We start from the raw sequence: 22170 nt of genomic DNA on the forward strand, positions 1-22170 counted from the left end.
CTTGCTGAATTAGGATGTACGTCTAGGGAAGAGTATTTCTTTCTAATTCAGTAAGAAAACCTCTATCGAGGCTAATCAAGGGTGAGCGACCGCGATTTAGCGGTAGGTTATTCTTGCTGAATTAGGATGTACGTCTAGGGAAGAGTATTTCTTTCTAATTCAGTAAGAAAACCTCTATCGAGGCTAATCGAGGATGAGCGACCGCGATTTAGCGAACCAACAAAAAAGGGAGGACTATTGTCCACCCTACGCATGAGCCACCATCATTTGTTGCAGCTTTTTGATTCCACGGAAGTGCAAGATTTTTACCGATGCTTCTGTTTTCCCCAGAATCTCCGCGATTTCGTTCATTCTCAGGTCAGCAAGGTAACGAAGCGAAATGACGTTGCGCTGGTCTTTGGTCAAGGTATGTACCTTTTGCCACAGCACTTCTGTCGACTCCTGCGTCAGTAGGCACTCTTCCGGCAGCTCATCGGTCGCTTTCATCGTAGCGAATGTATCCTGGTCCACCGGGCACTCTTTCTTTTTGCGCATGTAATCAATCAATGAATTGTGCGCAATGCGGAAAATCCAGGCTCCGAACGGATGACGTCCATCGTACTGTTCCAGCTTGGAGTATACCTTGATAAATACGGTCGTGGTCAAATCCTCCACGTCCCAAACGTTTTTCACGCGGTAACGGAAATAGCGATATATTTTGGCAGAGTATTCTTCGTAGATTTGCTGATGATTGAGTTTTGGATATATAAGTGCAGTCTTCATAATCGATCTCCCATTTCATGATCCGTATGAGTTGATTTCATTCTAAAACGGATGCAGAAAGGGAACCATCGAGTTAACTTTCAAGAAGCTTACACTTTTGTAAGGTACTTATAGAGTGCTTGTAAGCTCTCGCATGTATAGATACGGGAGAGCCTTTCATTTCGTTACAGTTTGAGCCAATTAGAAAAATAATTTTCTTTTACAGGGAAATAGGCGGTGGCGAAGCGTACAAATTCCTTGGTGTCGACCTGCTTGTAGGCATACTGTTCATAATAGGACTGTAAAAAGCGCCATCCGTCTGATACATCTCCATAAGTTGAAATCAACTCCCACAGCCTCAGCGACGGTACGGCATAAAAGGCTCCATATATCTCACCGTCATAATCGTCTAACGCCAAGTTTGAAGGCTTCCCTTTCGCCAACTGGGCAGCTGCTTTTGTCCTCTCCCACACCTTTTGTTCGCTTATTTTGTCGTGATCCATGAAAAACATCATACTCGCCAATTCAGCAAATCCCTCGTCTAGCCATCCTTCTTGGTAGGAATCATTGACAACCACTCCGTAAAACCATTGATGGGCGAGCTCGTGAACGATAGTCTGTCTTAAAGACGCCAAACTTTCCTGTGCAGCTACTGTTACCACTCCAGGATACTCCATGCTGACCCGGCCATCCACCAAAATGTCCAGCTGTTTGTGGGGATATGAGCCAATTTTGCTCAAGAAAAAAGGGAGAGCATCCGATGCCGCCTGCAGTGCTGCTTCCAATTGTTTTTGGTTGGCCTTTTCTCCGAATACCCGAATTTGGACACCATTTACTTCTTGAGAAAGAGAATCCACGCCTTTTACTACAGCCACATAAAGCTCACGGACTTTTGAAACAGTTACTTCTCCCGACAACTTAGCTTCCGCTCCATCCTCATCAGAAGAGGTAATGACCTGATAACCTGGTGGCACCTCGTAGCGAAGTTTGAAGTCTGCATGATCTGTATGATAGGACTCTCCATTCACCCGGTAGTCATGCTTGTTCCATCCATTCTGGTAGGTTGCCAGCATCGGATAGAATTGGGCGAGAAAGTAACGTTGGCCCATCTTGTCAAATCGCAGACCATCTTCTGGGACTGTGAACGTGTATGAGACTCGTACCTCCTTTTTTTGCCCCGGAGCCATCTTGTTCTCTAACGGAAGTTCGAGCGTGTCATACGTGAGTTGATACTTTGCCTGCTCCTGGTTTAACTCCACGTTTATGATTCTTACATCAGCGTCACCTTTTATCGAATCGGGTTTATTTTCCTTCGTAAACACGTTGGGGAGGAAATAAAACACGACTGAATCCCACGTATCCGCTGAAAGATTTTCCACCTGGATCGTCGCTTCTGCCACGAAAGTCCCGTTTGGCTTCATATGCAGGGAAAGATCGTAGGTAGCTTTGCTGCCGTCTGGTATAGGTTGTGGAACAAATCCGGTCAGTTTGCCAAGCTTCTCGCCACCCTCCTCTTCTTGTTTGTTCTCTTCATCAGATGGCGGTGAACTTTTCCCACTTTCCATCTTTTCAGTTGCTGATTCTTGTTGGGAACCAGGAGCTTGCCAAACCCGAACAACACTAGTAGTCGCACCTGCCATACATATCAAAATAAGTATTGCGCAAATCACGCGTAATACTCGTTCATCTCGTTTTCGGTTTTTCAGCGAGCCACGAATACCTTCTGCCGGGCGGAATCTCACAGCCATTACTGCCGGAAAAATCGCTCCCAGAATCCCGACAATGACAGGAATAGCCCCGGTACTCAACAATAACTGGATATCTTCCATAGGAAATTGCCGATAGAGTATAGCAATAACCAAAATTCCCAATGAAATTCCGCTTATAGCTGCAATCAATCCGCAAAGTAATCCTTCCCATACAATCAAGCGAAAAATGGCTCCGTTCCGCCACCCAATCGCTTTTAGCAGCAGCAGCTCACCTTTGCGTTCCATAACGTTTTGCCAAATAATTTCAGCTGTTGTCAAGACCGCAATCACCAGTGCGAGAATCATTGCAATGTAATGCGCCTTACTGATTTCGACAGCAACATATTGTCCCAACCATGATGTGTACATGATCCCTTGCAAGCGATATGTCACAAACCCGAAAAATACCAGTAATCCAGTCGGAACCGCCATAGCAAATATGGAGAGGAGACTACGCCGAAACCGACCAAGCAAATGTCCAAGTGCCAATGAAAAGATTCCTTGTACACGAATGAGCCGACGAGTGCCAGCTTGTAGTTCTCCTGTCCGAAGCAAGTTTAGCGGAGAAATTTTGCTCACTAATATTGCCGCTGGTATAGCCGCCAAAATATATATGAACAACCCGCAAAAGCCAATGAAAAGTACACGTCCTAACGAAATCATCGTCTCATTCTGTAGTACAACTGTTCCTACAATTGCCCAACTGATGAGCGAAACGAAGCCTCCAAGAAAGCATGCTTCCAAGAAGATAATGCCTGCTACATGCACAGGTCGCCAGCCTACACTCATTAATAACCCAAATTCGCCAGATCTAGCGTACAGGGTCACCAGATTTGTGGCAAAAACGTATGTGATAGCGACAAGCATCACAATGCCCATGATTCCGGAAAAACCTAGTTTAGTCTCACGAAAAAGCGTGAATACCGTACCTAGCTTAACAAAAATTTGCTCGATCCACCCCAATTCCTCCTCTTTATTGCTACGAACATGTATTAGAGTGGGCTGAGGTGATGATCCCAACGTAATATCCGCAATAAGCCCAGTCCGTTTTTCAATCTCTTTTGCTATGACTTCCAACTTCTTCTGGCTGATTTCGTTTACGTTTTCTACTCCCTTTACTTTCAAGCGAACGGAAGAAATTGGCTTATCTCCAAGAAACTGTGCCGCTCCTTCGAGCGTAGTCAACAACAATGGCGAACTTGTTAATAACCCAAATGGATTATCTGTAGGCTTCAAAGTAATCGGCGGATTAACTGGTTTGTCATTTCTGTCCAAAGTCAATCGTGCTAAAGCTGGATGATACGTTTCAATAGGTAGGTCATGCAATGGATCTTTGGCAATATTCAGCCTCTCAGGATCATAAAAACCAATCCAGTGTGGCTCTATTTTTGCCGTGTTCCACTGTTTAGCGAAGTGAGCAGGTCGAAATGTTCCCAAGTAATGCTCTTCAGATAGAAGCTGTGTTTCCTTTAATTCTTTTGGGATAATTGGTTCTCTACTCGCAATCTCATAGACAACATTCCAGCGTTCGGGATAAGGGCTCGTTATTTTTTGAAACTGCAACGGACTCGGATTCTCTTGGATATAAGGACTTATACTTGCTGAATTTCCATTTTTCCGTTGAAACGTTTTTCCTGTTTCACTATCTATTCGAGAGAGATTCGATAGTAAAAGATGATGCGCTTCTTTCGACTCCACTGTCTTTTCAATTGGAGTACCTACGCTTTTTTGTTTGTCCAAAAACAATTTTCCACCATTTTGTTTGATTAATTCCATCGTTTGTTCGGCCTCCTCCTTTGAGTTAAATGGGAGGTCCAAACGTTCATATTTGCTAACAAAAAGCAAATCCGTATCCATTCGCTTACTCACCAAAACAGGCAGACTGGTAATCTTCCAATTATCATCCCCATCATAGGTTTCGGATTTATCCTTTTCCGAAAAGTATCGACTACTTCCAATCGGTACGATTGCCTTGTCTAACCCCACCAATTTTGCCTCTGCCTCCGGATCAATACCTACAAGTAACTGATTGAATGTTCCGGCTGATTCTAGTGCCCATTTACCAATCCCATATTGGGAAAGCAGCTCTAAATCACCTTCGGGTGGCCCTTGCCAAGATCCTATTTTGTAATAACTATTGTGCTCCCACTTCGCAATCTGTTTCACTCCGTCATTACTGTATGCTGCAAGAAAATGGCGATAAATCCCCGTTTCCTTTGGTTTCTCTATTTTTCCATACGTAAATAAAGTGCCCGAATATCCAACTGGCGCCAGCGGAGCAGCAACTTCAATATCCGCAAGCCCCTTGATTGCCTCATAGTCTGCAAGACTAATCCCCCCGTATAAACCGCTCAAATAGTTTGGCTCTAGCAACCCATCCTGTTCCGTCACGCTACGCGATCCTTCAGGCCGAACCACGATATGATAAGCAGCTTTCCAGCGTTTCTGCAAAATGTCTTCTGTAGTTCCATTACTACTCTCGGTAACACCAACGAAATAGCTGAGAGTCGAACTAATCGTAAGCATGCCGATTACGAGAAGAATAAATCGTTCGGGATGGCGCCACCAATTATTCCAAATATAGCGGATCAAGCATGCCACCTCTTGGGTACATCAGACATTACTCGTCCATCCCGCATTTCAATCAATCTGTCTGCCTGACTCGCTAAATGTTGATCGTGCGTGACAAAGACGATTCCGCTCCCATATTCTTTCTGATACTTACGCAGTAGTTGGAAAACCATCTCTCCATTGCTTGTATCCAAATTACCTGTAGGCTCGTCAGCAAAAAGCCAAGATGGTTGATTAACCAGTGCACGGGCAATTGCAACACGCTGCTGCTCCCCTCCAGACATTTGGGAGGGCAATGCGGTTCGTTTATGTTCCAGGCCTACCCAACCTAGTAATTCCACTGCCCTGCTCATCTTGTCATAACCTACTCGACGTGGTAATAAGGGAGACATAACATTTTCCAATGCCGTTAGAGTCGGTAGCAAATGAAATTGCTGAAAAATAAAACCTATACAATCAAATCTAAAATCAGCCAGACGTTTTGTCTTTAATGTACCTATCTCTACTTCATCGTAATGAATAGTTCCGGTCGTTGGAATATCCAGTGTGCCAATTACTTGTAACAATGTCGATTTACCCGATCCGGAAGGACCTACTATAGCTGTCACTTCACCTTTATTCAAGGTTACATTTATGTTTTCGAGCGCTGTAGTACCTACACCATCACCACTATATGTTTTGATAACATCACGTATTTGAATGTGAGCACTGCTTATAGATTTCAAAGCGAATACCCCCTGTTCATCTGCCCTCTACATCATAAGACGAAGATTCCTTAAAATGGTAACTGATTAAAATAAAGGAAAGCAAAAACGCCCCCACAAAAACGGAGGGCGTCCAATCTCACTTGTTTCTTCAATTACATCAAACCAAGACGCTTAAAAATCGTATCCACATGCTTCAAATGGTAGCGATAATCAAAACACTCATCCAGCTCTTCCTTGGTCAGCGTAGAGCTTACCGTCGCATCCTCGTCTACAATGGCACGGAAGGAGCGTTGTTCTTCCCAAGCCTGCATCGCACGCGGCTGTACTGTGTCGTAAGCCTGCTCACGGCTCATGCCTTTTTCAATCAGCTTCAGCATGACCTGTTGAGAGTAAATCAGACCGAATGTACGATCCATGTTGCGCTTCATGTTTTCTGGGAAGACAGTCAGGTTTTTCACGATGTTCATGAAGCGGCGAAGCATGTAGTTCAGCGCTTGTGTCGCATCTGGCAAAATAACGCGCTCAGCAGAAGAGTGGGAAATATCCCGCTCATGCCAGAGCGATACATTTTCATAGGAAGTAAGCATGTGTCCACGGATGACACGAGCCAGACCGCAGATGTTTTCGCTGCCGATCGGGTTACGCTTGTGCGGCATTGCGGAGGAGCCTTTTTGTCCTTTGGCGAATGCTTCTTCTACCTCGCGCATTTCGCTCTTTTGCAAACCGCGGATTTCTGTAGCAAACTTCTCCAACGATGTCGCGATCAGTGCCAGTGTTGCCATGTATTCGGCATGGCGGTCACGCTGCAAGGTTTGAGTAGAGATCGGAGCCGCAGACAGTCCCAGCTTTTCGCATACATAAGCCTCTACAAACGGATCGATGTTGGCATACGTACCAACTGCTCCAGAAATTTTACCGAAAGCCACTTCTTTCTTGGCAGCCTGGAAACGAGCCAGATTGCGTTTCATTTCTTCATGCCACAGTGCGAGCTTCAAGCCAAACGTCGTTGGCTCGGCATGTACACCGTGGGTTCTGCCCATGCATACTGTATCCTTGTGCTCGCGAGCCTTGTCTGCCAAAATCGTGATAAAGTCTTCGATGTCTTTTTCCAAAATCTCGTTTGCCTGACGCAGCAGGTAAGACAGGGCTGTATCTACCACATCTGTGGACGTCAGTCCGTAGTGTACCCATTTCTTTTCTTCGCCCAATGTTTCCGAAACCGCGCGGGTAAACGCCACTACGTCATGGCGAGTTTCTTCCTCGATTTCGTAAATGCGGTTAATGTCAAAGCTAGCGCCTTCCCACAGCTTCTTCACGTCTTCTTCCGGGATAACTCCGAGCTTGGACCATGCTTCACATGCGAGGATTTCGACTTCCAGCCAAGCCTTGAATTTGTTTTCTTCGGTCCAAATAGCACGCATTTCTGGTCGGGAATAACGTTCAATCATGATGATACCTCCGTTTTATTGGTCCAGATTTCGAGTTCTTCTATGCGGGCGAGCGCTTCCTCCACAGTAGGGGCGAGCACATTGATATGCCCCATTTTCCGCTTCACCTTGCTCTCTGCCTTTCCATACAGATGAAGCTTGGTAGTTGGCGGCAGCTTGTCGATTCGATCAATAACAGGCTGTAGATGCTCTCCCAAAATATTAACCATGACGATGGGCGAGAGCAACTCTGTTGATCCCAAAGGCAGGTTACATACTGCGCGGACGTGTTGTTCGAACTGCGAGGTCACGCATGCGTCCATGGTGTAATGTCCGGAATTATGCGGGCGTGGAGCCAGCTCATTCACGTACAGCTGATTATCAGCTGTCAAAAACAGCTCAACTGCAATCAAGCCAACTACATCGAGCTTTTCTACGATCGTGCGGGCGATTTCCTCGGAACGCTTCTTTACTTCGTCCGAGACGCGCGCAGGTACAATACTCAAATGCAAAATGTTTTCCTCGTGAATGTTTTCTGCTGTTGGAAAAACAGCCAGCTCTCCTGCAGGATTACGTGCCGCAATGACGGAAAGCTCCATCTGAAATGGGATGAACTGCTCGACGATCAGCTCAGTTCCCGCCTTCGCCAATGTTTCGTAAGCTTCCGTAAGCTCTGCTTCGCTTCTCAGCACCCACTGACCTTTTCCATCATAACCACCTGTGGCGGTCTTCATAACAGCTGGCAAGCCAAGTGCACGAACGGCTGCCTGCAAGTCCTCCAGGCTGTTCACTACGCAAAAAGGAGCAACCGGAATCCCGATCTCACGGATTGCTGTTTTTTCCCGAATTCGGTTTTGGGTGATGCGCAAAAGTTGGCTTCCCTGTGGTACATACGCCTGGCTTTCCAAAACCTCTGCCACCTGTGCATCCACATTTTCAAACTCATATGATATCACATCACTGACAGAAGCGAGCTGCATCGCAGCTTTTACATCATCGTAGCTGGCGACAATTTGCCTGTCGGCTGCCTGTGCGCATGGTGCATCCTCTGTCGGGTCCATCGTAACAAACCGGTAGCCCATAGCTCGTCCAGCCAGCGCAATCATGCGTCCAAGCTGTCCTCCGCCAAGTATGCCTATCGTTGATCCTGGTTTTATCAGCTTGCTATCCTTGTTTGTCATTCCAGTTCACTCGCTTCCAGCACTTTATTCCGCACCTCATCTCGTCTGATGACGAAGCGTTCCTGAATATCCGGATATTTGATTCCCAAAATCTGTGCTGCCAACAGTCCAGCATTGATCGCTCCCGCTTTCCCGATCGCTACAGTCGCTACTGGTACTCCGCCTGGCATCTGCACGATAGACAAAAGCGAATCTAAGCCATTCAGGTTTGAAGACTTGACCGGTACCCCGATGACAGGCAGCTCCGTTTTGGCAGCTACCATTCCCGGCAAGTGAGCAGCACCGCCTGCCCCAGCGATGATGACCTCCAGACCGCGGCTTTTGGCGCTCTCTGCATACGTAAACATCAGGTCTGGCGTTCTGTGAGCTGACACTACCTTTTTCTCATAAGGCACTTGCAGCTCATCCAGAATCGTGCAAGCTTCCTTCATCGTTTCCCAGTCCGACGTGCTGCCCATAATAACCCCAACCAACGGCTTGACCATGCACTCTTCGCCCCCTACTTTTTTCATAAAAGTGGATGTAACCACTCGCGGTCAAACACTTTTGTCCCCCGACGAGAGGGGAAAACAGTCATGACCGTTTAGTATCTTCAAAAGAAAACCCAACCGACTAACGGCTTTTCTGCCGTACTCATCGCCTGGGCTATTCGTACTCGTTCGCTTTCAACATATTCAGTTTATCAGGGAGAAAGTTTGCCTGTCAACCTCGCTTCCGAACATTGTAAAAAGAGTTTCATTTTATCATTCGTGTTTAACCCTTTTTACCCATTCTTCTGCTAAAGCCGCCTTATCCAGCTTCAATCCAAGCCAGTAATCAAAAAATGGGGTGGCATCTGCACCAGAAGCATCCGAGAAAATTTCCACGAGTCGTTTTCCGCTTGCTTGGCTATATTGATGCTCCGTTACATAATTTCGCAAAATCTGATGCAGCCGCTCAGCGCCCCACGCTTCCTTCAAAGTCCACCACATGACGCCAGCCCGCCCGTAAACGAGATCATTATAGCTTTTCCAGTCCGGGTATTGTTCTACACTATGCCATGCGGTCAAGCCGCGAGCAGCATAAGCCTCGGCCGCTCTTGACTGACTGACTCTCAAATGGATATAGCCTTTCGCACGATCGGCATCCAGCTGCTCCAGAAACGCCATCGTCGCATAGTCTGTCAAACTCTCATCCAGCCATGCCTCGCGCACCTCATCGTTGCCAATCAGCCCGTAAAACCATTGATGTGCGGTCTCATGTGCCACCACAGCCTCGCCCATCGGGTCACTGCGGTTAAACAGGTCGTCTTGGATAAAAACGATGCATGGATACTCCATCCCGCCAAAAAAGCCGCCCGTTTTGACGACATCGTATTCTTTATAAGGATAGGCACTGAATTGCTCACTGTAATAGGTTAACGATTTACTGGCAATCTGATGGAGACGCATGGCGATTGCAGGATCATCTCCTAGCTGCCACCATGTATTGACGGTCGTATCCCCTACCTTGCTACTCGTCTGGCGATACGTATCATCCATAATCACCATCGCAAAATCACGAACGTTCCACGCATCCAGCTCATATGTACTTCGGCGCTCTGGACGAGTCTCGGTGACGACAGCTACACTCTCGATTCCGCTTGTAGCGAGCTGAAAGCCTGGTGGGAGATGCACGCGCAGATGATAATTAGCCATACTGCTGTAAAAGGGATCGCCAATGGAGGAATACGGGTCGAGACGCCAGCCGTCCGCATCCTTGACCGAAAGAATCGGCAGCCAGTTGCCTAGCCACATGGCGTGATCGTTGAACGACAGACGTCCATTATTATACGGGACCTGCAGTCGGAAGCTCATTTCTACTTCTGTCTGCCTCAGCTGCTGCTTGCTGACAGGGAGCGGGACTCGCAGCAGGGTATTCGTCTTCCCTGCGTAAACCACATCAACTGCCTGACCGTCTACACGAACATCGGTAATGGCAATTCCCCCTGGCTCACGTTGCTTTCCGAGCACCTGCTCCCAGTTCACACCGCTCAAATCGGCAGTTGGTTGAAACGCATTTGGGTATAAGTGAAAAAAAGCCTTGTCATCCTGTGGTGCAAAACGAACAGCCAGCGTGCCGGTTACAACCCGTTCCTTCATATCCATCCATACGTCTGCCCGATACGTTACTTGAGCGGGCGGTGGTTCCAGTGACTTGCCGCTATCATCACCCGCCCCAGCCAGTGATGTCCATGGCTTCTCCCATAGAAATCCGGCAAGCACTACTCCCACCACTACGCTGAGCACCCACCTATTTCGCCACATGGCGATCCCCTGCCTTTACACGTCTCACCATTCTTGTTCGATACTACTTTGGTGCCTTTCGTTGACGCTCTAACCAAGCGGCTGCCGCATCCTGCTGGCTCATATCGAGCTTCAGCCAGTAATCGAGGAAGCTACTAGCGTCTTCTCCTGCAGCATCAGAAAGCACTACCTTCCAGGCCTCACCGTCGGCAATTCCTAGCCTGTATTTCCGGACGTACTGGTGAAGCACATCATGCAGTCGCTTCTCCCCCCATGCTCCTCGAAGCATCCAGAGCATGGATGATGTACGGGAGTAGACCAAATCGCTGTAGCTCTGATTGTCTGGAAAGGTAGCGAGCTCTTGCCAGGGACGCAATTCTTCCTGCACATAGAACGGTACAATCGTTCCATACATCAACCGTTTTCGGACACGCTCGAACCCGACCTCCGGATATTTGTTAGATAGAAACGCGAGTGAGGCATATTCTGTGAACCCTTCATCCAGCCAGGCTTCGTGGATTTGATCATTTCCGATCAAGCCGTAAAACCACTGATGTGCGGTTTCATGCACAACAGTTGCCGTGGCATTTGTCCCACCGAATGTGAAGTGGCTGCCATCCAAAAAGACTAGAGCAGGGTATTCCATGCCATTAATCTCTCCTCCAACACGTACCACATCATATTCCTTATAGGGATAGGTCCCGAACTGGCTATTGAAATATTCCAGTGACGCGGCTGCTGCATCATGAACATGCTTTGCTCCATCTTCGTCATCTGTATTTCGCCACCATGTTCTGATAACAGTATCCCCAACTTTTCCCTCCAGTCGTTTATAAGTCCCATCCATGATAACGAGGGCAAAATCTCGTACGTCATCTGCTCGCAAAAGATAAGTCCTGTTTCCCGATGGAGAAGTGTTTACTTCAGCAGAAGAATCTGTTGCCGAACTGGCAAGCTGATAGCCCTCTGGCAAGGTTACATCTACTTCATAGTCTGCGTTCTTGCTGTAAAAGGGATCGCCGGTTGGCTCGTACGGGTCGAGGTGCCAGCCATGCTGATCCTCTACCGCCAGAATTGGCAGCCAATTGCCCAACCAGATGGAGTGATCATCATAGGACATCCTGCCATCGTTATGCGGGAGTGTCAGATCGAAGTCTAGCGCTATTTTCGTTGGCGTTGGTCTGGCCTTCTTGTCATCCTCCTCAGCCAATGGTACTTCGAGAATCGTCCCCGAACGCTTTCCCTCTACCAGTTTTCCATCTACAGAGAGCTTTGTACTAGCATACGTCGCAAGTGTTGGATCATTGCCTAAAAGTTGATCCCACTGCGCACCAGAATGTTCGCTCGCAAAGGCATATGGGTAGAGGTGGAGGTACGCGTGCTTGGTATCCTTTGGCCAAAATGTAATGTCTACGCTGCCTGTGATGTGCTTCCTTTGAGGGTCGATAGTCACTTTTGCCTGATAAATAGCTTTGTCAGAGCTTACATGTTCCTCCGCTTGTGCGGGCACCACCAGCCCCCCAAATAACATCATACAGCCTAGCACAAAGACCGATTTCCTCACGCCATCGCCTCCCTTTTCCCCTATCCTACCTGAATGTGGAAAAAATGAACACCACCTTATTGAGCTGTCATAAGCCACTGCTGCATCTCATCCAATGGCATTGTCTGCTCGGCTCCACGGCGCATATCCCGGATCACGATATTTCCACTATTGGCCTCGTTTTCCCCGTAAATCACCACAAATGGAATCTGCTCCTTATTCGCGTAATCCAGTGCTTTTTTCAGTCGCTTACCTGTGAGCTCGAGCTCTACCTTCATTCCGCTGGCTCGCAGCTGATTAGCCAATGCGAGGCTGGCTGCTTCCGTCCCGAGCGGCACAACAAGCACATCAGCTGCACGCTCTTCCGACGCCGCAGGGAGCATCGCCAGCGCCGTCAGAATCACATCGAGTCCAAACGATATTCCTACTGCCGGATACTCTCTGCCATCCCCGAGAAACCGTCCGATGATTTCATCATATCGTCCGCCGCTCCCGATGCTTGAGGTGATGCTTCGATCCTGCAGAAAAATTTCGTATACCGTTCCCGTGTAGATACCCAAGCCGCGTGCCAAAAATGGCGTAAATCGTACCTCACCCTTCACCCCTGCCTCTTGTACATAGGCAAGCAGCTGTCTGAGTTCAGACGCTCCTTCTTGCACGAGCGTTGAAGAGAAACGCTCTGTCAGCTGTTCCAACGAGAGAGCACCGGTTTGCAAAAAGGACATAATCGCCTCAACAATGGACTCCTCCACTTTTCGCTCACGCAAATCCTCCTCTATGCCATCGACACCAATCTTCTCCAGCTTATCGAGTGACAGCATGACATCCCCAGCCAGCTCTAGTGGGACGCCTAGCTCCTGTAGTACACCAGAGAGCAGCTTGCGATTATTGACCTCGATGTAAACCAGAAGACCCAGCTTTTGATAGGCAGCAAACGCCATACTGATCAGCTCTGCTTCCGCAAGCATCGAGGACGTCCCGACAATATCTACATCACACTGGATAAACTCACGGAATCTGCCTGGCTTGACTGGACCATCGCGAAAGACCTTCCCTATTTCATAGCGCTTGAAGGGCATCCGCATTTCGGGATTCATACCGACTACTTTGGCCAAAGGAACTGTCAAATCATAGCGCAGTGCCAGCTCCCGCTCTCCCTGATCACTTAGGCGATATACCTCCTTCAGGATTTCCTCACCGCCCCCATACTTCGATGCGAGCAGCTCGTAGTACTGAATCATGGGTGTCTCCAGCGGCTTGCATCCATACGCTTCAAACACGCTCTCCAGAGTGCGGCGAATCCGATTTCGAATCATTTGCTCCTGTGGCATGAAATCCTTGGTTCCTTTTACGCTTCTCAGTATTCCGTTTTCCATGGTCGATCGCTCCTTCTCTTATTTTTTATTGCGAAAATGCAAAAAGCCATGCAGGGCAGCTACATGCCCGCATGGCTTAAAAAATCACCACCGCAGGCACAAAGCACAATAAGCGCTTGCACCTGCGGAAAAATTTCCGAAGATACAAACGCTCTAGCCGTGGTGATGCTGTTGAAGGAATACGTAATTACATCTCATCGTGGATCCCTCTTCAAAAAGATTTTTCCCATCATACATCAGATAGAGGCAAATATGCAAGCGCAGGAGTTTAGGTAAACAAAAAACGGCTCCTGTCTCATAGACAGGAAGCCGCTATTCTTTTATTCTATTCGCGCAGCCAGATGAAGTACGCCAGGAAGACGAAGAACAATACGTACATGGCTGGATGTACTTCACGCGCTTTGCCTTTCAACACCTTCATCACTGGATAAACGATGAAACCAGTAGCAATACCTGTTGCGATGCTGTAAGTCAGCGGCATCAGAAGAATGGTCAGGAATGCCGGGAACGCCTCGTCCAAATCCTTCCAAGCAATATGCGCAACATGGGAAGCCATCAGTACGCCAACAATGATCAATGCTGGCGCTGTAACAGCTGGCGTCACAATCGCAAGAATCGGCGAGAAGAACAATGCCAACAGGAACATTACCCCTACTACAATCGCAGTAAAACCGGAGCGACCACCTGCAGCTACCCCCGCTGTCGATTCAACATAAGCTGTCGTTGTTGATGTACCCAGAACTGCACCTGCCATACCGGCAACCGCATCAGAAGCAAGCGCTTTTCCTGGTCGCGGCAGATTGCCATCCTTTTTTAATAGACCAGCTTGACTGGCAACACCCAAGAGAGTACCTGTCGCATCGAAGAAATCAACAAACAAGAACGTCAGGACAACAATCAGCATGTTCATAGTGAACAATGCAGAAGGATCTCCGAGATATTGGAACGCCGCACCAAATGTAGGCGCGATACTTGGAACTGGCGCAACGATACTGCCTGGCAGACTTACCAATCCAAAAATCATCCCTACCACTGCAGTTACTACCATACCGATAAAAATACCTGCATTGATTTTACGAGAGAGCAGAACAACGGTAACAATCAGACCAAAAACAGCCAGCAGTGCATTTTTTGCAGCTAGAATCTCTTCTGGCTTCATTCCTTCATGGAAGAAGGTTAGGTGGCCCAATGCCACGAAGGTTGCCTCATTCGCTACCACGATCCCTGCATTTTTCAAACCGATAAAAGCAATAAAAAGTCCAATCCCTGCAGATACAGCATATTTCAAGCCTTGTGGAATCGCCTTAATAATTGCTTCACGAACACCTGTAAGAGAGAGAATCAAAAAGATTGTACAAGACAGGAAAACGCCGGCGAGAGCCTGCTGCCAAGGAATTTGCATCGTTAAAACAACTGTATAGGTGAAAAAAGCATTCAACCCCATACCTGGTGCCTGTCCAATTGGCAAACGTCCGAGGAACCCCATCAACAGGGAGCCAATTGCTGCTGCAAGAGCTGTTGCTGTAAACACTGAATTGAATTCCGGATAATTTGCCTTGAGTTCAGGCGGTAGATCAGCACCACTGAGTATGAAAGGATTTACTGCCAAGATGTATGCCATTGCCAAAAACGTTGTGATACCCGCGATAATTTCGCGGCGGTAATTGGTGCCTAGTTTGTCGAACTCAAAATACTTCCGCACCTCTAGTCCCCCCATGTCATGGTTGTAGTAACAAAAAAAGGCCGAGACGCTCATAGTATGCGCCTGGCCTTTTCACAAAACACATCGGGGACAATTTCAAAAATAATAACAATAACGCATCCCGTTGACATTTTGTTCGTAGCCAGGTCGTTAATGGCGACCCCGTAGAAACTCTCGAGCCATATTCCCGAGAATATACGAACCTTCCTATGTACCTTTTACACATTGAGAAGTGTAACAGGTGAGCTAACATATGTCAACGAAAATACGAACGTTAATTTTTACTTGCCAGTAAACATCCGTGTTTTTATTACTCCCACTCGATCGTTGCTGGTGGTTTGGACGTAACATCGTACACGATACGGTTTACGTTATCTACTTCGTTTACGATACGAGTCGAGATTTTCTCAAGCACATCCCAAGGAATGCGCGCCCAGTCAGCAGTCATACCGTCAATGGAAGTTACTGCGCGAATCCCAACTGTGTAAGAGTACGTACGCACATCTCCCATTACTCCAACTGTTGTCATATTCGGCAGAGCCGTGAAGTATTGCCAGATTTCGCGATCGAGACCTGCTTTGGCAATCTCTTCACGAAGAATTGCATCGGATTCACGAACAATTTTCAGCTTTTCTTCTGTTACTTCACCCAAAACACGAATGCCAAGTCCTGGACCTGGGAAAGGCTGACGCCATACGATCTCATCTGGCAAGCCCAACTCGGTACCCAATTTACGTACTTCATCCTTGAATAGTGTTTTCAATGGTTCAATCAAAGTGAATTTCATGTCTTCAGGCAAACCACCGACGTTATGGTGAGACTTGATCGTTTGAGCCGTTGCCGTTCCGCTCTCAACGATGTCGGTATACAGTGTGCCTTGTGCCAGGAAGTCCATATCTGTCAGCTTGCCAGCTTCTTCATCAAACACGTAAATAAATTCGTTACCGATGATTTTACGTTTTTGCTCAGGGTCAGAAACGCCTTTCAGCTTACTCATGAAGCGCTCGCGAGCATCAATTTTGATTACCTTCATAGAAAACTTGTCAGCGAATGTTTCCATCACGCCTTCAGCTTCTCCTTGGCGCAGCAATCCATGGTCAACGAACATGCAAGTCAATTGATCTCCAATTGCTTTGTGGATCAGCGCAGCTACTACAGAGGAATCTACTCCTCCGCTCAGTGCACACAGTACCTGCTTGTTGCCAACTGTTTCACGAATATGAGCAATTTCATCCTCGATGAACGTAGTCATGCTCCAATTCGCTTCACATCCACAAACATTAAACAGGAAGTTGCCAATAAACTCCGTCCCTTTTACCGTATGGCGAACTTCTGGGTGGAATTGAACACCGTACAGCTTTCTTTCTGGGTGGCTGATCGCAGCTACCGGGCAGCTATCGCTTACTGCGTCCACACGGAAACCGGTTGGGAGCTCTACTACTTTATCAGAGTGGCTCATCCATACGATTTCGCTTGCATCCCATTTTTCGTACAGGTTGTGTGCCTCTTGCAAACGAAGCTCTGCTTTACCGTACTCGCGTTTTCCGGCGCGCTCCACTTTACCTTCGAGCATGTGGCTCATCAGCTGCATACCATAGCAAATACCCAGGATTGGCAAGCCCAGTTCAAAAATAGCAGGGTCTACTTTTGGCGCTCCTTCTTCGTAGACACTTGCTGGACCACCAGAGAAAATAATCCCCCTTGGTTTCATTTCCTTAATTTTCTCCACAGGCGTATTGAATGGTACCAATTCGCTGTAAACACCCAGATCGCGAACACGACGTGCGATCAATTGATTGTATTGGCCTCCGAAATCAAGTACGACGACCATTTCCACTGACTTGTCCATGACTTCCCCCTTCTCCTGTAATGCACAGGACGTGCAAATTTCCGCTTCCCCCGGATGTGAATACAAGTTGTCGCATATTTGCAAAAAAACCGGGACTGTTACCTCCGAAAAATCATACGGAGGCAGCGTCCCAGCTTGTGTACACATGTGCGGTTGCATGTACAAAAATCCGAAGTGCTATCCTCGTAGTCGCTCAATTTACGGTTGGCGGTAGAAACTTTCAGGCCATATTCCTGATCATTATACGAGTCTCATTGATCGTCATTCTAGCAGATGAAACGTCTTTGTTCAAGGCTTCAGTTGACGGATCAATCTTTCTATTACCTGCTCTGCCACTGTACGTGCCTTCTGTTCCATCTCCTTGAAGCCGTAAATTGCTCGTTCGTATATCTCGGTCAGGTAACGCAGATCCTGTCTTTTGTCACCTGGAATCGTGAGCCTGTTCACGTACTCGCGCAAGGTTTCCCCTGCTCGTCTGCGTGCGTAAACACTCTCTACCATGCGAATCAACAGGTTGTAGCGATCCTTATATTGCGTACTCCGCTCATTATGAATTTGCCTGCGAAGCCACCATACTTGAATATCTTTTTTCCGACGATATGCTACGACACCCGCCACTGCAAGCAAAGCGACCACCCCAGCATTTACCTGCCATGGGATTGAAAAACGTTTACTCGATACAGCGTCCCCTTCCTCCAATTCATTGAAACGACCATCCCCACGGTCTGGAGATGCTGTGTTCCCCAAATCAGGAAGCGGAATTGGAATTTGTGGCTGCGATGTTTGGAGATCGTAGTTAAACCGAACCGGAGACATAAAGGTACTGGTTGCTTCAAAAGGAATCCAGCCATGTCCCGGGAAGTACACCTCTACCCACGAGTGAGCATCCTTGTTGCGTATCTCCATAATCTCATTGTTCTGGTTATCCGTGCCTACGCGCTCTCCTGGTGCAAAGCCTTTTACCCAGCGTGTCGGGATATCCAGTGTACGCAGCATGACAGCCATTGAGGTAGAGAAATGGTCACAATAGCCTCGCATACTGTCAAACAGGAAATGATCAACGAAATCCTGACCTTCTTGCGGTACAGGAACATCCTTCGTTTCATACTTATATTTTCCACTCGAGCGTAAGTAATTCTCGATTGCTCTCACTTTTTCATAAGGCGTTTTCGCATCCTTGGTTACCGTCTGTGCCAGTTCTTTGACCCGCGGAGGGAGAGTAGCCGGAATCTGCAAATAGCGCTCCCTGATGTCCCTTGGATAGTCTGTGCCTGCTTGTGTGACAGCTTTTTCACTAACAATCGGTACTTCTGCTTCTACGTTGTATTGATTCAGCTTCAGCAGCGTTCCATTTGGTCTGGTCACAGACTTTTCCTGTGTCCCTTCCAGCTGGATCAGAGTCGTCTTCCCTGCACGTACCTCTAGCTGCTGGTTCATCAAGTCATAGACCACCGTCGCATTAGGTGGTGCGTAGTCACTGACTTTTTTCAATTGCCCTGGGTAAAAAATGGTTGCGAACTGCTGCGGTCCCTTAAACTCCAGCGTAGCATCTACCTTTTTGGTCTCAAAGCCGTGGAACAATACTTCTTTCCATTCATGGTTTTGCGGGTCCAGAATGGATTCATAGTTGGCTTTTTCCTTTTCCCAGCCTATACCGGTATAAACATCCTTGGAATCTCCGCGCCAATAGCTTCGCTCGTTGGTGGTGGCAATGAACACCATCGTATTATCCTGCAAAAACGGACCGCCCAATCGCTCATCATTGTTGTCATAGCCAACCTTCTTCATGACACCAACGGGAGCATTGTTATCACTCCCCGTCAAAAACGCGACCGGATCAGGCCAGCTTGCGTCTTTTTTCGGAGCAGCGTAACCGATCCCCACACTAATGGCGATGATCAAAAGGGAGGCCAGCACTGAATTCCCCAGAATTCGCGCTTTCTTTCCAGCCAAGGTAGCCATGCTTGTCATTTTAGTCAAATGACTGACGGTCAAGAGCAAGAAGCCATAAATGAACGTACGGACAATCCCTGCGCTCGCATCATAAGGCAAAAACGTATCCAGGACACACAAATAGAGCTCAGTCAAAAATACAAACCAGAGTCCTTGTCTTTGCTCCAGAACCAGGTACGTCAGCATGGATATCAAAATAAGCAGAGCCAGATCAAACATGGCATTGCGTGATACAAGCGACATATCTGCCCAGTTCTGCTGCAAAGCAAGCGGGAAATCACGGACAATGTTCCCATACAGCTCGTCAAGCCATTCCGTCCCAAACAAGGGAGTATCGAACAACGTTGCATGTAGCAGCCACAGCAGTCCGAGCAGCTTGATGGGGAGTGTCATCCATCTAAAAGGTACAAGTACATCGATGATGAGTACGCCCGCGGCGATAATATAGAACGGCCACAAAATACCTGTATCTGTCAGCTCTTGCATTGGGAAAAGCCATTCTCGCAGCAACAGGAACAATAAAAGCGCTGAGACCCACTCCAAGATCGTTGGGCGTTTCCATACGTTCATGAGTCTAAGCACCTCCAATCCGCTTCCACTCGTGATTCTCCATGTGGATAGACGTACATGTGACCTTGTTTGCCATAAGCAGCTGCAGCACCCGCTTTTGTTCGTCAGAGAGCGTTTGTTCAGCGTGTACGTAGAACAGTTGAACCCGTCTGCCTTTTTGCGTGAGGGCAATGAGTCTGCCGATGAGCTCTTTTTCAACCCGGGGAGTTACGATGATAAGCGTTACCCCCTGCGGTTGCTCCAGTGCTTCGCGTCCAATGATTTTGGCAAAAGGGTCGCTTCCCTCTGGCATTACTCGCGCTAATTGATCAAACACGCGAAGCAGATGCGCATGAGAGACTGATGGCGCCAAGGAAATACGCTCGATTTGCTTGTAGACGAGACCGTAATGATACTGATTGCGGTTCGCATAGGCGATCAAGCTCGCAGTTAGCTTTACGGCTGTCTCAAATAGCTGTACTGGCTTATCGCGATAGCTTTCTCTTTCTACGTCGAGGAAAAAGACCGCCTGGTTCATCGCCTGATGCTCAAACTCTTTTGTTTTTAAACCCGTACCCCGGGCAGAGGCTCTCCAATGAATTTGGCTGAGTCGATCGCCACGGTGATACTCCCGAACTCCTCGAACAGCCGCTACATCATCTGATCGCCGATGAGATACATGCACATTTCCACTGAAGCTTCCATCACCTAATGCCCAATGGGTCAGCTCCTTGTATCTAGGATAGACGAGAAATTCATCTGAGAGCGGGAATACTTGTCTACGCTCAAAAAGGCCAAAAAAATCACCGCCACTTACGATACAATTCGTCAGTCGGTAATGACCCCGCGGCAAATTTGGAATGACATAACGAAACTCTACTTCCCGTCTGAACCATGGAAAAACCAGCTGCCGATGCGGCTCGTAAACACCTGCAATCCGATCAGGTAGTGGCTCGACGATCATATTCCAACCCAGTGGAAACCAAATTCGCCTACGCAAGCGGATGGTAACAATCACACTATCCCCATCCTGCAAGCGGATTCGATCTACTTCACGCACGACCTCCAAGGTCGCAAACATCAGATAGTAAGCAAGCATTTGGTATACGAAAAAGCCTAGGCTGCTGTAAAACAAAAACCAGCTAGAAAACCCGCCTTGAAACTTTGCGAATATATAGGTAACTACTACTAATCCAATGACTTTGACTTTACCCCATCTTTGCTGTCTCATGCATAGTCACCGCCTCAACTTACTGGAACGCGGGTTTCAGACAAGATCGCCGTCAATATCCGTTCCACAGTCGATCCTTCCAGACGAGATTCCGGCTTTACCATCATCCGGTGAGCAAAAATGAGCGGTACGAGCTCCTTCACATCGTCAGGAATGACGTACTCCCGTCCCCTAACGAAGGCCAATGCTTGTGAAGCCCGATAAAGAGCGAGTGAGCCACGAGGACTTACCCCTAAATAAACATGATGATGATCCCGTGTACGATGGCAGAGACGTACGATATATTCCTTGACGCCCTCAGATATTTTAACAGCAGATGCCTGTTGCTGCAGCTGCGCCAGCTCCCCTGCTGTCATCACTGGTTCCAGTTGTTCCAGTGGATTGGCATCAGAGAATCTGGACAGCATGCGCATTTCCTCTTCGACGCTTGGATAGCCCAATCGCAATTGCATGAGGAAGCGATCCAGCTGTGCTTCAGGCAGCGGGAAGGTTCCCTCGTATTCCAGCGGGTTTTGTGTCGCCATTACAAAAAAAGGCTCAGGCAAACGATAAGTTACGCCATCGACAGTGACCGAACGCTCCTCCATAGCCTCTAAAAGGGAGGATTGCGTCTTTGGTGAAGTCCGGTTGATCTCATCTGCTAGGATCACATTGGCGAAGAGTGGTCCTTGGCGAAATTCGAATTCCAGGCTCTTCTGATTAAAAATAGCGACACCAGTTACATCTGTCGGCAATAAATCTGGAGTAAACTGTATACGCTTGAATTCTCCACCTACTGATTTCGCTAATGCGCGCACCAGCATGGTTTTCCCTACACCTGGTACATCCTCCAGCAAAACATGGCCGTTAGCTAATACAGCTGCCACCAGCATTTCGATGACAGATCTTTTTCCGATTAATACTTTTTCTATATTGTCTATTAATTTCAATACGGAGGGATGCGTTTGTTCCATTTTTATTGGGTTCATGTAGATACAACTCCTGTTCCATTGTATTCTTCTGTCATGTGTAAACAGCAACTACATAGGCAAAATGTGCATCCTCATTCTAAAGTAATAGATGAGACTAGGAGATACAAGGAAAAAACGCTTAAAATTTGTAAAATTATGAAAGGAATTATGCAAAAAAGAGTAGGACTAATTCCTACTCTTCGATTCCATACGATATAGTGGCGTGCCCTGAGAGATTCGAACTCCCGACCTTTTGATTCGTAGTCAAACGCTCTATCCAGCTGAGCTAAGGGCACATGTTATGGAGCGGACGAAGGGTCTCGAACCCTCGACCTTCGCCTTGGCAAGGCGACGCTCTACCAATTGAGCTACGTCCGC

14 protein-coding genes, 2 tRNA genes and 2 riboswitches are annotated in these 22170 nt (G+C 47.7%); all 16 genes read right to left on the reverse strand.

The window, feature by feature from the left end:
* Positions 1–246: 246 nt before the first annotated feature.
* Positions 247–762, reverse strand: a complete 516-nt coding sequence (locus SB752_RS31370) for a sigma-70 family RNA polymerase sigma factor (RefSeq protein ID WP_410719340.1) — start codon at positions 760–762, stop codon at positions 247–249.
* A 164-nt stretch (positions 763–926) separates the two neighbouring features.
* Positions 927–5081, reverse strand: coding sequence for an FtsX-like permease family protein (locus SB752_RS31375; protein ID WP_410719341.1), 4155 nt, complete (start codon positions 5079–5081; stop codon positions 927–929).
* Positions 5078–5785: an ABC transporter ATP-binding protein gene (locus SB752_RS31380; protein ID WP_410719342.1), complete on the reverse strand. Its 708-nt coding sequence runs from the start codon at positions 5783–5785 to the stop codon at positions 5078–5080. Before SB752_RS31380 ends, SB752_RS31375 begins: the two co-directional genes overlap by 4 nt.
* 134 nt (positions 5786–5919) lie before the next feature.
* Positions 5920–7215: an adenylosuccinate lyase gene (purB, locus tag SB752_RS31385; protein WP_410719343.1), complete on the reverse strand. Its 1296-nt coding sequence runs from the start codon at positions 7213–7215 to the stop codon at positions 5920–5922.
* Positions 7212–8375, reverse strand: coding sequence for a 5-(carboxyamino)imidazole ribonucleotide synthase (purK, locus tag SB752_RS31390; RefSeq protein WP_410719344.1), 1164 nt, complete (start codon positions 8373–8375; stop codon positions 7212–7214). The genes purB and purK overlap by 4 nt, the downstream gene beginning before the upstream one ends.
* Complete coding sequence (gene purE, locus SB752_RS31395) at positions 8372–8860, reverse strand: 5-(carboxyamino)imidazole ribonucleotide mutase (protein WP_410719345.1); 489 nt, start codon at positions 8858–8860, stop codon at positions 8372–8374. The genes purK and purE overlap by 4 nt, the downstream gene beginning before the upstream one ends.
* A gap of 258 nt (positions 8861–9118) precedes the next feature.
* Positions 9119–10660, reverse strand: coding sequence for a M1 family metallopeptidase (locus tag SB752_RS31400; RefSeq protein ID WP_410719346.1), 1542 nt, complete (start codon positions 10658–10660; stop codon positions 9119–9121).
* Between the two features lie 43 nt (positions 10661–10703).
* Entirely contained in the window at positions 10704–12203 is a 1500-nt protein-coding gene (locus SB752_RS31405; protein WP_410719347.1) for a M1 family metallopeptidase, read from the reverse strand.
* A gap of 56 nt (positions 12204–12259) precedes the next feature.
* Positions 12260–13558: a histidine--tRNA ligase gene (locus tag SB752_RS31410; protein ID WP_410719348.1), complete on the reverse strand. Its 1299-nt coding sequence runs from the start codon at positions 13556–13558 to the stop codon at positions 12260–12262.
* A 325-nt stretch (positions 13559–13883) separates the two neighbouring features.
* Complete coding sequence (locus tag SB752_RS31415; protein ID WP_410719349.1) at positions 13884–15260, reverse strand: NCS2 family permease; 1377 nt, start codon at positions 15258–15260, stop codon at positions 13884–13886.
* 119 nt (positions 15261–15379) lie between these two features.
* Positions 15380–15481, reverse strand: a riboswitch (purine riboswitch).
* Positions 15482–15570: 89 nt separating this feature from the next.
* Positions 15571–17109, reverse strand: coding sequence for a glutamine-hydrolyzing GMP synthase (gene guaA, locus SB752_RS31420; RefSeq protein WP_410719350.1), 1539 nt, complete (start codon positions 17107–17109; stop codon positions 15571–15573).
* 166 nt (positions 17110–17275) lie between these two features.
* Positions 17276–17377, reverse strand: a riboswitch (purine riboswitch).
* A gap of 20 nt (positions 17378–17397) precedes the next feature.
* Positions 17398–19632, reverse strand: coding sequence for a DUF4129 domain-containing transglutaminase family protein (locus tag SB752_RS31425; protein ID WP_410719351.1), 2235 nt, complete (start codon positions 19630–19632; stop codon positions 17398–17400).
* 4 nt (positions 19633–19636) lie between these two features.
* Positions 19637–20842 (reverse strand): DUF58 domain-containing protein, encoded by a 1206-nt coding sequence (locus tag SB752_RS31430; RefSeq protein WP_410719352.1) that lies wholly within the window; start codon positions 20840–20842, stop codon positions 19637–19639.
* Positions 20843–20856: 14 nt separating this feature from the next.
* Positions 20857–21810 (reverse strand): AAA family ATPase, encoded by a 954-nt coding sequence (locus tag SB752_RS31435; protein ID WP_410719353.1) that lies wholly within the window; start codon positions 21808–21810, stop codon positions 20857–20859.
* A 201-nt stretch (positions 21811–22011) separates the two neighbouring features.
* A tRNA-Arg gene (locus SB752_RS31440) sits at positions 22012–22088 on the reverse strand.
* Positions 22089–22094: 6 nt separating this feature from the next.
* Positions 22095–22170, reverse strand: a tRNA-Gly gene (locus SB752_RS31445).

This window comes from Brevibacillus sp. SIMBA_040, assembly GCF_046535075.1.
Lineage (GTDB): Bacteria > Bacillota > Bacilli > Brevibacillales > Brevibacillaceae > Brevibacillus.

Excerpts from the sequence above, each read along its gene's own strand:
- SB752_RS31370 (WP_410719340.1), bottom strand. The coding sequence starts at position 762 with ATGAAGACTGCACTTATATATCCAAAACTCAATCATCAGCAAATCTAC.
- purB (WP_410719343.1), bottom strand. The coding sequence starts at position 7,215 with ATGATTGAACGTTATTCCCGACCAGAAATGCGTGCTATTTGGACCGAA.
- purK (WP_410719344.1), bottom strand. The coding sequence starts at position 8,375 with ATGACAAACAAGGATAGCAAGCTGATAAAACCAGGATCAACGATAGGC.
- purE (WP_410719345.1), bottom strand. The coding sequence starts at position 8,860 with ATGGTCAAGCCGTTGGTTGGGGTTATTATGGGCAGCACGTCGGACTGG.
- SB752_RS31400 (WP_410719346.1), bottom strand. The coding sequence starts at position 10,660 with ATGTGGCGAAATAGGTGGGTGCTCAGCGTAGTGGTGGGAGTAGTGCTT.
- SB752_RS31410 (WP_410719348.1), bottom strand. The coding sequence starts at position 13,558 with ATGGAAAACGGAATACTGAGAAGCGTAAAAGGAACCAAGGATTTCATG.
- guaA (WP_410719350.1), bottom strand. The coding sequence starts at position 17,109 with ATGGACAAGTCAGTGGAAATGGTCGTCGTACTTGATTTCGGAGGCCAA.
- SB752_RS31425 (WP_410719351.1), bottom strand. The coding sequence starts at position 19,632 with ATGAACGTATGGAAACGCCCAACGATCTTGGAGTGGGTCTCAGCGCTT.
- SB752_RS31430 (WP_410719352.1), bottom strand. The coding sequence starts at position 20,842 with ATGAGACAGCAAAGATGGGGTAAAGTCAAAGTCATTGGATTAGTAGTA.
- SB752_RS31435 (WP_410719353.1), bottom strand. The coding sequence starts at position 21,810 with ATGAACCCAATAAAAATGGAACAAACGCATCCCTCCGTATTGAAATTA.